Here is a 15,498-nt window from a genome sequence, read left to right on the forward strand (position 1 = left end):
TATGGAAAAAGGAAGATTCGTCCTCATGCTCCATGCACATTTGCCATTCATAAATCATCCCGACTTTCCAAGTTTTATGGAAGAGAGATGGTTGTTCGAGGCGATTACAGAGACCTATATTCCACTACTGCAAGGGTTCAGAAGGCTTAAGAGAGACGGAGTAAACTTCAGGGTAACAATGAGCATAACTCCTCCTCTAATGGAGATGTTCGCCAACAAAGACCTCCAGAAGAAACATCTCAATTACCTGAGTTCATCGATCGAACTTGCTGGAAACGAAATCTCCAGGACCCTTTCTGAGCATCCGGCGGCCAATAGGCTGGCAATGCATTATCTGCGGGAACTGGAGGAGATAAGAACTGTCTACAATGAATGCAATGGAGACCTAGTCGGAGAATTCGCCAAACTTCAGGAAAGCGGAGAGCTGGAAATTGTGACGTGTAACGCTACACATGGCTTTCTGCCGCTGATGACGAATTTCCCCGAGGCGATAAACGCACAGATTGAAATAGGAGTTGATTCATACAAGAGACATACAGGAAGGGACCCCAGAGGAATTTGGCTCGCCGAGTGCGGCTACGTTCCCGGCTTCGATTCTTACCTGCGCGAGCATGGCCTTTCTTTCTTCTTTGTGGATTCTCATAGCCTATGGTACGGAGATCCCGCTCCGAGATATGGGGTATACAGACCGGTGGTCACTCCGGAAAACGTCTTTGCCTTTGCAAGAGACCCCGAATCGAGCCAGCAGGTGTGGAGTTCCGAGGTGGGCTACCCGGGAGACTCGAGGTACCGGGAATTTTACAGGGACGTGGGGTTCGACCGTGAGGAAGACTACATCAGACCGTACATAGATCCCAGCGGTGAGCGGTGCAATACAGGAATAAAGTATTATAAGATAACAGGTAAGGATGTTTCTCTCAACGAAAAACAATACTATGACATTGATGATGCAAGAAGGGCTACTGTTGAGCATGCAAAGGATTTCGCCAACAGGAAGAGAGAGCAGATAAGAAGACTGTCTTCTCAGTTCGACGGAGAGGAACCCGTGATTGTTGCGCCTTTTGACGCCGAGCTATTCGGTCATTGGTGGTACGAAGGTCCCCTCTTCATCGAGGAGCTTTTCAGAGAACTGAACGGAGACAGTACCGTTGTTCCCTCGACCCCGCCCGAAGTCATCAAATCTATGGAACAGGCTCAGGTCGTCACTCCTAACATCTCCACCTGGGGAGCCAACGGCTACAACGAAGTGTGGCTTAACGGCAGAAACGACTGGATTTACAGACACCTGGACGAAGGCTCCAAAAGAATGATTGAACTGGCCAGAAAGTATGAGAGAACTGACAAACGTCTCAAGATCAGGGCTCTAAACCAGATGGCAAGAGAGCTTCTCCTTGCTCAGTCAAGCGATTGGGCATTCATTATAACTACCAACACAACTGTGGAATACGCAGTAAATCGGACCAAGACCCATATTGACAGGTTGCTCTCGCTGTACAGTGAAATCGAAAACGACTCAATTGATGAAGACAAACTGAAGACACTTGAATGGGTGGATTCCATATTCCCGAATATAGACTTCAGAGTCTACGCAAAGCAGGTTGGTTAGTTAAATCTGCCGTCATTCTAGACATTGCGCCAATTACAAGAGCATACTTGCTATGGTATAATTCGTGAAGCCGGGGGAGGCATAAACCTCCCCTTATTGGTTGTAGAGTATTAGGAGCTTGGAGGGAGTTGAAAAGCAAATGCCAAAAAAGAAATCGAGAGGAAATTCTAATTTCATGAAATCTATTCAGCGGCCGGTTGTCTGGGTAGTGGCCATACTCTTTGGAGTTGGAATAATCTGGTGGTCCGTTGCACAGTATATTGGAGGGGGCCCCCAGGGTAACCCGCAGAATACCGGCTCCGTAATCTCTTTCAGTGAAAGTGTGGGCGGTCTCACGAAGGACGGCACGCCGCTCTCAGATTCTAAATACTGGATTACCTATTCAGAGTATGAAACATCAGTACGCGATACGCTTACGAACTTAAGAAGTCAAGGGTACAACCTCGATCCATATTTTGATACGGAAAACTATCCCAGCGAGATGGGAATTAGATACGATATTTTCCAGTCACTCGTAGACCAGAAGACACTACTTCTGTACGCGACTGAGAATGAGGTTCTCCCGACTGCGGAGCAGGTAGATTCCGAAACCAAGAGAGTCGTAGATCAATACGTTGCCGAGGAAGAGACAAAATCTGCGATTATCTACCAGTATGGTTCAGTTGATGCCTTTACTGAATTGATAAGGGACTACGTAGCGACACAACTGCTCACAATTAATGTGACTAACAAAGCTATCCCCGACATGGATGAACGATTCCAAAAATACGTTGAGGAGAACCTTGAGGATCTGAAGCTGAATTACGAGCGAGTCGACGCCAACCATATTCTGGTCACGGATGAAGCCAGCGCGGTAGAGATCAAGACAATGATTGATAACGGAGAAATTTCATTCACCGATGCCGCGACAGTTTTCTCAATCGATACAGGTACCGCAGTCAATGGCGGTGCTTTGGGAGAGTTTGGTAGAGGACAGATGGTTAAGGAGTTTGAAGACGCGTCTTTTGATGCAACTCCCGGTATTGTAGTCGGACCTGTTGAATCTCAGTTTGGCTATCACCTTATACTCGTGAACAACAAAACCACTTTCGACAGTTTTGAGGAGTTCGCCAACACTTCCTTTTATCAATCAGAGCTCACCCAGTTCGAAAACGAAGAGTTCAACGCATGGATCTCCGAATACAGGGACAAGAACAATTTGTCGCAAAAAATAAATGACCCCGACCTGCAAATGTACGCCAGCTATGACGAGGCGATGGCAGATCCAGAAAAAGCCTCCGAACTGCTTGAAGAGCTTGAAAGAGACTACTTTGATGAATCTGGGAACATACTTGTCGGAGAGTCTTTCCTTCCTGTGGTCTTCTACACTGAGCTTGCTGAAAGCGAGATAGGAAATCTCAGAAATCAGATACTTGACCTTGAGGATCTCCAGGATCTTCTTTTAACGCTCCCGGCAACGGCAACATCCATGTCGACTGAGCAAATCGAGAGCGAGCTTGAGACGATTCCCTCAACCGAGACAGAGATTAGAAGCATTCTCTCTGAGGCAAAAAGAGCCAGCGAGTACATGAGAGAATTTGGTGTTCAGAGCCTTGAAGAGGTCGAAGAAATGCTTGCCGAGAAGCGTAAGGTCTTCGACGACAAGAACTTGCGTTTCGAGAATTCCGTCAAGTACCTGTATTCGGTAATGCCCAATTCAACTAGGGTCGTGAACTACATGTACCAGATTGACGGTGACAATCCTGAGGTAGCTTACATATACAACGAGAATTCTTACAACATGAATGTGAGACCTTTGCTAGAGAACCCAGCCTTGCTGGACAGTTACCTTCAATACTATGGTCAGTACTTTGGAGCCCAGGCAAGATCTCTCTTGATTGACTCTCCCATTCAGAGTATAGAAGGTGATTTGAATCGAAAGGTAATTAACTCCACAGAAGCTGCAACTGATCTGAAGGTAAGCGCACTTTATCTGCTTGTTGACATCTACGAGAAGATGGCAAATCTAGAACAGAACGAACCGATGATGGAGATCTACCTTATGGCAGAAAAGCACTACCTGGAGAAGCTTCTGGAATACTATCCCGAAGACGAGACAATTGGATCGCTACTCGAGACAATCGAATTCCAGATTTCCGAGCTGAATGCTCAAGCTAGCACCGACGCGACTCAGACGGACGAAGCAACGGACGTTGACATGCCTCTCGGCACAGGTCTAGACACGGAAATCGGCTCAGACGGACTGAATGTTCCATTTGAAAACGAGACACCTTCACCAATAGGAGATGTCGATCTGGACGTAAGTTTCGAGAGTGAGGCTAGCGGGACAGTTAACTAGTCACGAAAAAGGGTGGCAATAGCCACCCTTTTCTGGCTGGGGCGGCAGGATTCGAACCTACGAATGTCAGAGCCAAAATCTGATGCCTTACCAACTTGGCTACGCCCCACAGCAAATAGATTCTAACATCGACTATTTGTGGTGTCAATGATTTGGAGTGATTCTACTATGGCTAACCACGAGATTTTCGTAAAGGAATTGGGTAAGAAGATCCCAGTAACCGGAGAGACAACCTTCTATGAACTTTCCAGAATGTGTGACGGTTTTCACAGGGCTCCCATAATGGCTGCAAAATCCGGCAATTCTCTTATAGAACTTTGCAGAAAAGTCAACGATGAGCAGGAAATCGAGTTCATTGATCTCTTTTCACTCGACGGGATTAGAATATACACGAGGGGAACTCTATTCATTCTTTTCATTGCAATCAGAGAGCTATTTGGAACCGCCCAGCTAAACGTTCACCACTCAAGGGGTCCTGGTCTTGTCTGTGACATCGAAGGAATCGACATCTCCCCTGAGAACTTGAAGATGATTGAGACCAGGATGAAAGAACTTGTGGAAGAGGATGCCGTTTTCGAGAAAGATACCCTAGGCAAGTTCGAGGCGATAAGGTCATTTGACGAAGACGGGCAGAGAGATAAGGCTTTGCTTTTCAAATACAGGAAAAAGTCTACCGTCAATATCTACAGATGTAAGGGGTATTTGAACTACTTCTACGGCTACATGCCTTATTCAACCGGCACATTGAAGAAGTTCGCTCTGCTCCCTTATGGAGATTACTTTATTCTCAATCTTCCCAGCACGAGAGAACCAGAGAGACTTCCCGAATTTGTCGACCAGCCGAAGATATCCAGCGTCTTTCTTGAGCATGAGAGATGGGGGAAGATTCTCGGTGTCAAGACGGTGGGAGAGCTGAACGAAATAATATGCAGGGGACCGAAGGAAATCAGAGAGATCGTGAACATCGCGGAATCCCTTCATGAGAAGAAAATCGCTGCGATTGCAGATCGCATTGCCGAACACAGTGAGCCCAACCTTATCTTGATTGCAGGACCCTCAAGCTCGGGCAAAACGACCTTTTCTCAAAGACTGATGCTACATCTGAAGGTCTTGGGCATGAAACCTGTCCAGATATCTGTCGACGACTATTTCGTTGATAGAGAAAAGACTCCAAAGGACGAAAACGGAAACTACGATTTCGAATCGATATACGCTCTAAACATTGATCTATTCAACGAACAGATTTCGCAACTTCTCGATGGGAAAGAAGTCCTGCTTCCAAAGTTCGATTTTGTTATAGGAAGGAGCGGATTTCACAACAGGCCGATCAAAATCACCGAGGGCCAGCCGGTAATAATCGAAGGAATACACGGGTTGAACGAGTTGCTAAGCAGTTCCGTCCCTCGGGAAAGAAAATTCAAGATCTACGTCAGCGCTCTGACTCAGATGAATCTCGACAATCTGAACAGAATACCCACTACTGACGTCAGATTGCTGCGCAGGATTGTACGCGACAACAGGTTTAGAGGACACTCTGCGCTTGATACAATAAGAATGTGGTCCAGTGTAAGAAGAGGAGAGGACAAGTACATATTCCCCTTCCAGGAAGAGGCAGATGTGATGTTTAATTCCGCGATTGTCTATGAGCTGGCTGCGTTGAAGGGATTTGCAGAGCCTTTGCTTGTTCAGATCGATGATTCAGTACCCGAGTATCTTGAAGCAAAGAGGCTTCTTAGGTTCATAGACTACCTGCTACCTATGACAAATCTGGAAGATATTCCAAGAACTTCCATAATCAAGGAGTTCATAGGCGGAAGTGTTTTCGGTTCCTGAAGAGGTGGAGGCATGCAAGAAGTAGATGAAGAGACCAGAAAGGCGGTCTTAAACAGACTGAAGAGAATCGAGGGCCAGATCAGGGGTCTGCAGAAAATGGTTGAAAACGACAGGGTTTGCGGAGACATTCTTACCCAGGTCTCGGCCGTCAACTCCGCTCTTTCAAGAGTATCCGAGATGATTGTCAAGGGGTACGCGAGAAAGTGCGTTATCGAAGCTAATGAGTCCGGGCAGATCGAGGAACTTGACAATCTTATTGAGAACATAATTAAACTCAGAGGAGTCTAGATGATCGAATACGGTGACAACGTACTGATTCTACTCGAAGATGAAGAAACAAAGTACTTCTCAGAGGTGAAGAAAGGTGGCATTCTCAAAACTCATTTCGGAAATCTCATTATGGATTCCCTGGTTGGAAAGGAATTCGGTGAGAGAATAAACCTCGGTCTTCGAGATGCTTACCTGATCAAACCATCGATGATCGACGGGGTTTTTTCTTTGAAAAGATCTACTCAGATAGTTTATCCAAAGGATATGGCATTCATATTATTAACCCTGGATATAAAACCGGGAGACGTAGTCTATGAAGCCGGTACCGGAACAGGTGTAATGACTTCTGTCTTCTCCCGGCAGGTGGGCGAATCGGGCAAAGTCATATCTTATGAGAAGAGATCGGATTTTCTTGAGAAGGCAAAGAAGAACGTCCGCCGTCTGGGTTTTATTGAAAGGGTAACTTTCGTAGCGGGGGAGATCGCTGAATGTGAGATAAGGGAAAGTGCCGACGCCTTCTTTCTCGATGTTCCAGAACCTTCTGCTTCTCTTGAAACCTCGATAACGATTCTCAAGGGAAGCGGACGGATTTGCGTTATCTGTCCTACGGTCAACCAGGTTCAGGAAACGATCGGGATTCTTAGAAGTCTCGGAATTATTGATATTCAGGTGTGGGAGATAATGGCTAGAAACTACAAGACAAATCCCGAAAGGTTTCGACCGGAAGACAGAATGGTTGGTCATACTACATACCTGGTGTTCGGCATAAAAGCTGAAGGGAGGAAGTTTAATGTCAAAAGGGAAAGCCCTTAAGATATTCGTGTCGATTTCAGTACTGGTCTCAGTCTTTTTTCTCGGGGCGTTTACGTCCACGACGGAAGATGAGGTTTTCGAGAAATTCAGTCCGGTATTTCAGATACTCAACTACATAGATCGCAACTATTACGACATTGAAAAGGTTGATTACGACGCGATTCTAAATGAGACTCTGACGGGAACAATGCGTGGACTGGACGATCCCTTTGCATGGTATTTCGACCCTGTCCAGACAAAGGAAAACGAACTTGACACAACCTCTAAATACGGTGGAATAGGGTCTACGGTCCAGTACAATATAGAATTCGATTGTCTAGAAGTAGTGGCACCTATGGCTGGAAGCCCTTCTGAGAAGGTGGGTTTGAAGACAGGCGATTTGATTCTCAAAATAGACGATGTCCCTGTATCCGATGTCGGTTACTACGGCGCCGTCAATATGTTGAGAGGCGACCCCGGAACTGATGTGGTGCTGGAGGTTTATAGAGAATCTGTTTCAGAACCTTTCTTCGTGGAAATCACAAGGGCGTTCATAGAAATAAGGAGCGTGAAGAGTGAACTGCTAACTGTCGAAGACGTCGTAATCTCTTACATACAGATAACAGGCTTCAACGCACCCACCTATGATGAATTTCAGGATGCCCTGAACCTTAGCAGAAACAGCGAGGCCTACATAATCGATCTGCGAAACAATCCAGGCGGACTTTTGCAGAGTGTTCTAAATATCTCGTCACTCATGTTGCCTAAAGGGCAAAGAGTAATAACGATAAGGTACAGAGATGGGCAAGAAGAGATATACAACTCCTGGGGATCGAGATACAACACCTACTTCGCAGATAAACCAATAGTGGTCCTCGTAAATGGTGGAAGCGCTTCGGCTTCAGAGATATTGACGGGCGCCTTGAAGGATCACGGGCTTGCAACGGTAATTGGTACCAAGACCTTCGGAAAGGCAGCCGTTCAAACTGTGTTTAATCTTTCAAACGGTGGAGAAATCTGGCTCCCCACTGCCCACTATTTCACTCCAGATGGAAATGACATCCATCTTCAGGGGATAGAACCTGATATAGTTGTAGAGCCGGGAGAAGACGTTCCTGGAGAAGATGGAAGAGAGCTGACACTATCGACGGCATCAGTAGATGTCGAACATGACCTTCAGCTATCAAAAGCTCTCGAGACGATACTTGAGCAATTAGGAGCGAAGACTGAAAATTGAAGATCGCAAGTCTGCCAATCGTAATCTCGCTGATTGCTCTAGTTTGTGGGCTTTTGGTCATACTTTATCTCAATTTTGAAGGTATTCAGAATGTCGGGAGACGCAGTGCAGCTCCCGACTTCTTTCTTAGAAATAGATTCTTGCCTGTTCTCGAGGGTTTCAAAAACCATCTTGAGGCCGTGAGAGAATTCAGTTCAGTGCTTAAACAACTCGAGAGGGAAAGGGTTGGTCCCTGGATTATGTCGACTGAAAACGGTGTCAGGACATTTATCTCTCCCTATTCCGAGGTCTTCTCGAAACTGCAGACTTTGTTTTTTATAGAGACTGGTAAGAAAGGTTCGAGAGAAATAGAAACAGTTGACCTCTTCGGAACCACTGTAACAAAATTGGAGTCTGTTGACTACGGAGTTTTCATACTAAGCTACGTCCCAGGCTACACACTAGTAATGGAGTCTGACTATAACTCTATCCTGGAAGAAGGTTTTGAATTTGGCAGCGTGCACTTTATGAACTCTTTCAGTCCGGGAAGGTTTGTCTCGGATGTCTTCTCAGGCGCCGGACCGGTTGTGGTTCTTAGAGAAGGTACTTCTGTTAGTCAATTATTCCTGCAGACCGTAGAACGCTATTCAATACCTTTTCTTCCCGTCAGGCATTTTCTTACAAAAAACTGAGTATCTGACGGACGCCGATTCAAATAAAAGCAAGCCGTACGAAAGTTGCTATACTAGAGACGCCCTTTCTATGGACAAGAGATGACTGATGGTGAGTGATGATTAGTTGCAGAGACTGAGTGAGTTAGTAATAAAACACCGCGCGGCAGTAATAGTGTTTTTCATCATCCTTGGTGCATTCGGTGCCTATCTTTCGATAAAGCTTAGCGTTGATTCGGATCTTTTAAAGATACTTCCGCAGGACGATCCGATTGTGAAGCAGTACAATCGCTTCATTAGCGCTGACACATCCGGAGGTGTCACCTACGTCGTTCTTCAAACGGATGACAAGACCGAAAAGGGCAAAGAAAATCTGGTGGCTGCGGCAAGAGAAATTTACGACCGAGCAGCTGAATTTAAAAACATCGAATCCTTTGTGAGATTCGATCTCATGTCGGATCTCGGACCCCTTGGACTGCTCATGGTCGATCCGGCCGAACTGGCTTCGATGAGAAACCGTGACAAAGATCTCACAAGGACAGTGCAGATGCTTGTCAACTATGATTTTTCCGCCATTCGCAGTCTTGGACAGATGCTAATTGGATTTGAAGAACTGAAGGCTCTCGTCGGTGATGAATCTCATGAAGATGATTTCATGAATTTCGTAAGACTACCGGAGTCTGTCCCCGCAAATGATCCAATGGTGCTGGTCATGGGCATCAGGCTAGATGGGCCTTCCTCAGACGTTTCGTACGTGAAAAGAGTTATACCAGGCTTGAGAGAGTGGGTAACTGAAATTTCCAAATCCCACGGTGTTTCCTATGGGATGGCAGGAGACCATTTCGGGACCTACGACTCGCACAAGCAAGTGAGCGACGACTTTATTCTCACAACAATACTCTCACTGACTGGAATATCTCTTCTCTTCTTTCTTGCATACTCGAGTCTGAAGATCACTCTGTATGTCTTTTCGTCTCTGGCAATCTCTATGTTCATTACGCTCGGCCTCTCATATATGATCTTCGGTTCGCTGAATATTATCACCACTTTCGTAACGGCCATAACCCTTGGACTGGGAATTGACTACGGAATTCACATGCTCACGAGACTATCAGACGGAGCTACAAGAGAAAAGAATCCAGTATCCCTTCTGCACAACTCTTACAAAGCGCTCATAAAACCTCTATCGGCAAGTATGATCACGACTGCGCTGGTTTTCGCGATTCTTGCGGTTATTGACTCACCGGCCATTAGGGAACTGGGGATTCTCTCCGCAATCGGTATTGTTGTCTTCTTTGTCGTAATGACAGTTTACCTCCCGGCAATTTCGATCAAGACCGTGATGGATCCGGGAAAGAAGGCAAACATTCACCTGCTTGATAGATTTTTCCAGACAATCTCGAAGTTAATCTTGAGATTCGGCGTCGTTTCCGGAGGAGTTGTCTTCATGCTTATCCTGATGCTCAGCTATCTTGGTCTGAACAATATTAGAAGCTTTTCCTATACTCCACCGGGACTAATGTCGACCGACTCAGAACTGATCGCAGTTCCCTCCCTAATTGAAAGAACCTTCGGGGGAAGTATTATAAACACAGTGCCATTTATACTTCCAGATATAGATTCTCTAAGAAGGGCGCATGAGGAAATCGATCAGAACCCAAACTTCAAGAGCTCCTTCTCAATACTTTCTGTTATCGAAGGAGGAGAGGGAGATCACATTAACCAGATTCAGCAAGTTACCAGGGAAATCGATGCACTGAGAGACTCTCCGTTAATTGAGGCAGTCTTCAAGAAAGCAAATTACTATGACTTCGTCGTAGAACTGCTTGACAGAGCGGGATCCATTGAAAGCTCGAATGATCTTATTGACCTTGCTACCGAGGTTATACCGGAAAGCCTGAGGGATCAGCTTCTCTATGAGGCTGCCAATGGTGAGACGTATTTTGTTCTGAACTCCGAACCATCATCGACAATCTACAGAAACAATGTAATCAAGATTATTTACGACAGTCTCAGTCCTGAACTCAGAGCTTCTTTCGGAGGATATCCCAAAGTCTTCCATTACCTGATGGATCTTGTGAGAATCGTCTCCCTTCCGATATGTTTGGTTGCCTTCGTAGCAATCTTTGTCGTCGTTTCTATCGAAAGAAAGTCCATCGTAGATGGCCTCAAGACATTAGTTCTGATGGTTGGAATTCTGATGTCGATGTTTGGTTTAATGGAATTGATTGGAATTGAAACGACTTTTGTCACTGTAATCTCTGCCCCGCTGATAATTGGAATTGGTGTAGACTCACTTGTTTACGTTATATATAGTTCTATGGATAAGAAGAACTCAGAGCTGGCCAGAACCTTCAAATCAATAACCATGTCTTCGGCAACGACCATGCTAACCTTCTTCTCATTCATTTTTGCAAAGGGAAAACTCCTGAGCACATTCGGCATAAGCCTCGGGTTTGGGGTTCTTGCCGCACTTGTTGTTGCAACCTTTCTAGTTCCTGTGCTACCATGGAACAGCAAAAAGAAGATCGGAGGTTGAGATATGCCATTACATCTTCTGGTGGCTTACTATGTGGTTGATCATGCATTTGTAAATAATCGAAAGCTTGCAAAGATGGACGATAAGAAGTTCTGGATTCATTTCATCTGGGTCGTTCTGATCTTCCTTGCCTTTACTTTCGACGTCTTTCTATCAAGTCCTCTTGGAATACTTTTACTGATACTTTCTATCGGCCTGACAGTCACTGTTGACATGGGCCGCAAGAGGTTGTCAAACCCCTTGATCGAAGTCATTGCTTTCTTCCTGCTTCTTTTTCTCACCTTACTTGGAAGAAGCTTCCTCGTCGAATCACTTGTCACTGTGGAGTTTTCCTGGTATCTTATGGGAATGCTTCTGGTAACCGTGGGTGTCACGTACTTTCTTCGTGGGAGTATACTGCCGGAAGAGGCTACCGACTCAATCGGGATCGCTGAGAGAATGTCTATATTTATCTTCATTCTTGCAAATCACTGGAACTGGGTGATTGTTTCCGTTTTAGCCGGACTGGCCTTCCGTGCAGTGTTTTCTAAGGACAACAAGAAGGAGTGGATCATCAGCCCCGTTGCAGGGATAGTTATTTCCTTTCTCTGGCAACTGTTTATGAGGGGTTTCCTGGCTTGACATATGCGATTGGAGATATTCACGGTTGCCTGTCGCCGCTGAAGAGACTCATTAAAGCAATCAAGCTCAAAGATGACGACACTCTTGTTTTCATCGGAGATTATGTGGATCGTGGTCCCAATCCCAGAGGAGTCATAGACTTCCTGATTGCGCTTTCAGTTAACCATCGCTGCAACTTTATCAGAGGAAACCATGAACAGATGTTTCTCGATTACTTGAGAGGCGCCGAGGGGTCCACAATATGGGCATACAACGGTATGGAAACGACAATCAGGAGTTACGGCAGCATCAGATCGGTTCCTGATTATCATATCGAGTTTCTAAACGAAACTCTCCTTTACTACGAAAAGAGCGACTTCGTCTTTGTACACGCTGGGGTACGGCCGGGCATCCCTCTCAGAAAGCAGAGTTCAGATGATCTTTTGTGGATTAGAGAACCCTTTCTCAAGAGTTCCAATCCGCTGAAAAATCGTACGGTGGTTTACGGCCATACTCCTCTGATAAGCGGTCCTCTCGTTCAAGAAGGAAAGATTGGGATCGACACCGGCTGTGTTTACGGAGGCTACCTTACCGCCTATAGAGTTGAAGATAACTTCTTTTTGTCAGAAAGATCCTGATCTGATTTTCCCTCCACAGAATTGGAAGAGCGGAAGAAAGGTCTTCCGCTCCGGAAAAACGACTTCCTCTATTTTTAGGGATAAATTCCTCTCAGTTTCGTAGCATGTGCAACTTTCTCAATAGAATCAACGTAAGCAGCCGTTCTCATGTCGATGTTGTACTTGTTCATTGTAGATGCTACCGAACCGAACGCCTCTCTCATGATCTTGTGGAGAGCTCTCCTCACATCTTCAACATCCCAGAAGTAGTGCTGCAGTCCCTGAACCCATTCGAAGTAGGAGACCGTAACTCCACCGGCATTGGCAAGGAAGTCGGGCACAACGAAAGTATTTTCCGCCAGAACGATATCTTCCGCATCAGGTGTCATAGGACCGTTTGCACCCTCAACAATTATCTTGGCTCTGATGTTTCTTGCATTCTTCTCGGTTATCGCATTCTCAAGAGCCGCAGGAACAAGGATGTCGACGTCGAGCCCGAGAAGATCTTCATTGGTTATCTTCTGACCCTTTGGATAACCGTCAATTACTCCGTCATTCTGATCCCTGTACTCCATAAGATCGTCAATGTCGAAACCGTCTGGATTGTAGAGGCCGCCGGAAACGTCACTAATACCTACAATCTTCGAACCCATCTCTTCATATATCAGTTTCGCAGCGAAAGAACCGACGTTGCCAAATCCTTGAACGGCTACCCTTGCTTCCTTTGGATCCATATCTTTATACTTGAGCGCCTCTTCAGCAACTACCCTGACTCCTCGGCCGGTAGCTTCTGTTCTACCCTTGGAACCTCCAATTTCCAGAGGTTTTCCAGTGACAATTCCAAGGACGGAATGACCGACATTCATGGAGTAAGTGTCCATATACCAGGCCATTATCTGGGCGTTTGTGTTCACATCCGGTGCAGGAATGTCTTCTCCTTCACCAATGATTATCTGGATCTCTGAGAAGTATCTTCTCGAGAGTCTTTCGATCTCGCTTAGAGAGAGCTCCTGCGGATTGACGCAGACTCCGCCTTTTCCGCCTCCGTAAGGAATGCCTACCACGGCGCATTTCCAAGTCATCCAGAAAGCAAGTGCCTTCACTTCATCAAGAGTAACGTTCTGGTGGTACCTAACGCCACCCTTTGCTGGACCTCTCGCGATATTGTGCTGTACCCTGTGTCCCGTGAAAACCCTGATCTCTCCGTTGTCCATTCTGACGGGGAAATTGACTGTGAGTTCTCTCTTCGGAAAAGACAAGACCTGTCTCATGCTCTGGCTAAGATCCATTACATCGGCAGCTTTATTGAACTGCTTCAGTGCATTTTGGAACAGACTATTTTCTGCCACAACATTACCTCCTCGAAGATTGGTGTTCTTTACTTGAATTCTATGACCAGATTGTATTCTTCTCAAACCCAAGCAGAGGCAAAAGACGGCATTTACGACTAATTAGCGAATCCTAAGTAGCCTTTTCTGTGCTACTATCCGTTATGCTAATTGCCAATAAAAAAGGCGAGGATAACCTCGCTCTGGTACCCCCAGAAGGAATCGAACCTTCATCTGCGGATTAGGAATCCGCCGTTCTATCCGTTGAACTATAGGGGCACAATGAGCAAATTATAGCATCACGTTTCTTCCTTTTCAATCACATTCTGATAAAATTGATTCAGTCAGGGAGCAGGGAAGCTGCTTCAGAGATCAACTTCACCTTACGTTGATTATCGTCAAGCCGATGATTTCGTAGTGAAATCCAATGCTTTCCGGCATCTCAAATTCATGAGAGGTGAACCCAGTTGAAGAAAGACGTTGCTCTAGAATCTACTGTCATAGCTCATGGCCTTCCTAAAGGAATAAACTTCGAGACTGCCTTGAACATGGAGAGAGCCGTGAGGGAAAACGGAGGCACTCCCAGGACTATCGGAATTCTCGGAGGAGAGATAGTTGTCGGTCTCACAAATGAACAGATAAAGAAACTTGGTATGGCCTCGAATGTCTTGAAAGTCGGCACTGCTGAGATCGCCTATGCGACAGCAATGAAGAGAGATGCAGCAACAACGGTAAGCGCCACAATGGCCATCTCGAGAACGAGCGGAATCTCAGTTCTTGCCACCGGTGGAATTGGCGGAGTTCATAGGGACATCGACTGGGATGTGTCTCAAGATATAATAGAGCTTTCGAGAACGAGAATGATAGTGGTCTCTGCAGGCGTCAAGAGCATACTGGACGTTCCTAAAACGCTTGAGTTCCTCGAAACCTTTGGAGTAACGATAGTCGCTTACCGAACCGATTGCTTTCCCCTTTTCCACTGCTCGAAAAGCCCTTACAGAATCAACTTGACGATAAATTCGCCTGAAGAGGCCGTTCAGATTCTGAAAGAAAAGGAGAGGCTGGGAATTGAGGGAGGAGTTTTGGTCGCAAACCCAATACCAGAAGCAGATTCAATGAACTTTGATGAACTCAGCACCCTCATAGAATCAGCTCTCAAATCTGCAGAGACCAATGGCATCTCCGGAAAGGCGCTGACTCCATATCTTCTTAGTAGGCTGGCAGAGCTCTCAGACGGCAAGACTCTTGATTCGAATATTTCCTTGTTGATAAACAACGCCGCTCTAGGAGGTCTAATCGCAGCAAGTTTCGGAGCAGAACAATGACAGATTACTCGCTGAAAGGCGGTCTAATTTATTCGGTGGAAGATGGAAAATACCTCCGAAGAGACTTATACATGAGTGCGGGAGTTTTCTCCCCGACTCCCTCCAAAGGGGCATTGGAAATAGACATTGCCGGCAGCTTCGTATACCCGGGATTTGTGGATTCTCACGCTCACCTCATAGGTACGGGAAGAAAGGATCTGGAAGTTAACCTAGAGGACTGCAATTCAATTGAATCACTTGCAGAAAGACTGGAAGTCGATCGTGAAATTGTGCGGGCGCGCGGTTGGGATCAAGAAGTGCTTGGTTTTATGCCTGTAAGGAAGATACTTGATTCCATAACATCGAGACCCGTGATACTGACTA

General features: G+C 45.9%; 13 protein-coding genes and 2 tRNA genes. 12 read left to right on the forward strand and 3 right to left on the reverse strand.

The window, feature by feature from the left end:
• Nucleotide 1: 1 nt before the first annotated feature.
• Both B3K42_RS12925 and B3K42_RS12930 read left to right on the forward strand, forming a co-directional pair.
• Entirely contained in the window at nt 2–1,606 is a 1,605-nt protein-coding gene (locus B3K42_RS12925) for a glycoside hydrolase family 57 protein (protein ID WP_292599187.1), read from the forward strand.
• 139 nt (nt 1,607–1,745) lie between these two features.
• Complete coding sequence (locus tag B3K42_RS12930) at nt 1,746–3,944, forward strand: peptidylprolyl isomerase (RefSeq protein WP_292599189.1); 2,199 nt, start codon at nt 1,746–1,748, stop codon at nt 3,942–3,944.
• A 33-nt stretch (nt 3,945–3,977) separates the two neighbouring features.
• Here B3K42_RS12930 and B3K42_RS12935 read toward each other — a convergent pair.
• Nucleotides 3,978–4,053: transfer RNA gene (locus B3K42_RS12935), tRNA-Gln, on the reverse strand.
• A gap of 59 nt (nt 4,054–4,112) precedes the next feature.
• On the opposite strand from B3K42_RS12935, the gene B3K42_RS12940 reads away from it, so the two are divergent.
• The 8 genes from B3K42_RS12940 to B3K42_RS12975 all read left to right on the forward strand — a co-directional run bounded on the left by B3K42_RS12940 (nt 4,113) and on the right by B3K42_RS12975 (nt 12,503).
• Nucleotides 4,113–5,777: a nucleoside kinase gene (locus B3K42_RS12940; protein ID WP_292599191.1), complete on the forward strand. Its 1,665-nt coding sequence runs from the start codon at nt 4,113–4,115 to the stop codon at nt 5,775–5,777.
• Between the two features lie 12 nt (nt 5,778–5,789).
• Nucleotides 5,790–6,065: a metal-sensitive transcriptional regulator gene (locus B3K42_RS12945; RefSeq protein WP_110990583.1), complete on the forward strand. Its 276-nt coding sequence runs from the start codon at nt 5,790–5,792 to the stop codon at nt 6,063–6,065.
• Entirely contained in the window at nt 6,066–6,860 is a 795-nt protein-coding gene (locus tag B3K42_RS12950) for a tRNA (adenine-N1)-methyltransferase (protein ID WP_292599192.1), read from the forward strand.
• A complete protein-coding gene (locus B3K42_RS12955) occupies nt 6,838–8,076 on the forward strand; it encodes a S41 family peptidase (RefSeq protein ID WP_292599194.1) in 1,239 nt (412 codons plus the stop codon). The genes B3K42_RS12950 and B3K42_RS12955 overlap by 23 nt, the downstream gene beginning before the upstream one ends.
• Nucleotides 8,073–8,747, forward strand: coding sequence for a hypothetical protein (locus B3K42_RS12960; RefSeq protein ID WP_292599195.1), 675 nt, complete (start codon nt 8,073–8,075; stop codon nt 8,745–8,747). The genes B3K42_RS12955 and B3K42_RS12960 overlap by 4 nt, the downstream gene beginning before the upstream one ends.
• 106 nt (nt 8,748–8,853) lie before the next feature.
• Nucleotides 8,854–11,265: an efflux RND transporter permease subunit gene (locus B3K42_RS12965; protein WP_110990585.1), complete on the forward strand. Its 2,412-nt coding sequence runs from the start codon at nt 8,854–8,856 to the stop codon at nt 11,263–11,265.
• A gap of 3 nt (nt 11,266–11,268) precedes the next feature.
• The gene (locus B3K42_RS12970) at nt 11,269–11,886 is read left to right on the forward strand and encodes a hypothetical protein (protein ID WP_110990586.1); all 618 of its coding nucleotides are present in this window, start codon (nt 11,269–11,271) and stop codon (nt 11,884–11,886) included.
• The gene (locus B3K42_RS12975; RefSeq protein WP_292599197.1) at nt 11,883–12,503 is read left to right on the forward strand and encodes a metallophosphoesterase family protein; all 621 of its coding nucleotides are present in this window, start codon (nt 11,883–11,885) and stop codon (nt 12,501–12,503) included. The genes B3K42_RS12970 and B3K42_RS12975 overlap by 4 nt, the downstream gene beginning before the upstream one ends.
• Before the next feature lie 74 nt (nt 12,504–12,577).
• On the opposite strand, the gene B3K42_RS12980 is transcribed toward B3K42_RS12975, so the two are convergent.
• Entirely contained in the window at nt 12,578–13,831 is a 1,254-nt protein-coding gene (locus tag B3K42_RS12980) for a Glu/Leu/Phe/Val family dehydrogenase (RefSeq protein WP_292599199.1), read from the reverse strand.
• 183 nt (nt 13,832–14,014) lie between these two features.
• Nucleotides 14,015–14,089 (reverse strand) — tRNA-Arg (locus tag B3K42_RS12985).
• A gap of 188 nt (nt 14,090–14,277) precedes the next feature.
• Between B3K42_RS12985 and B3K42_RS12990 the strand changes: the two genes are divergently transcribed.
• Nucleotides 14,278–15,135 (forward strand): pseudouridine-5'-phosphate glycosidase, encoded by an 858-nt coding sequence (locus tag B3K42_RS12990; protein ID WP_292599201.1) that lies wholly within the window; start codon nt 14,278–14,280, stop codon nt 15,133–15,135.
• Nucleotides 15,132–15,498, forward strand: a 367-nt coding sequence (locus B3K42_RS12995) for an amidohydrolase family protein (protein WP_292599203.1), incomplete at its 3' end; no start/stop codon positions are given. The genes B3K42_RS12990 and B3K42_RS12995, both read left to right, overlap by 4 nt.

This window comes from Mesotoga sp. UBA6090 (assembly GCF_002435945.1).
Lineage (GTDB): Bacteria > Thermotogota > Thermotogae > Petrotogales > Kosmotogaceae > Mesotoga.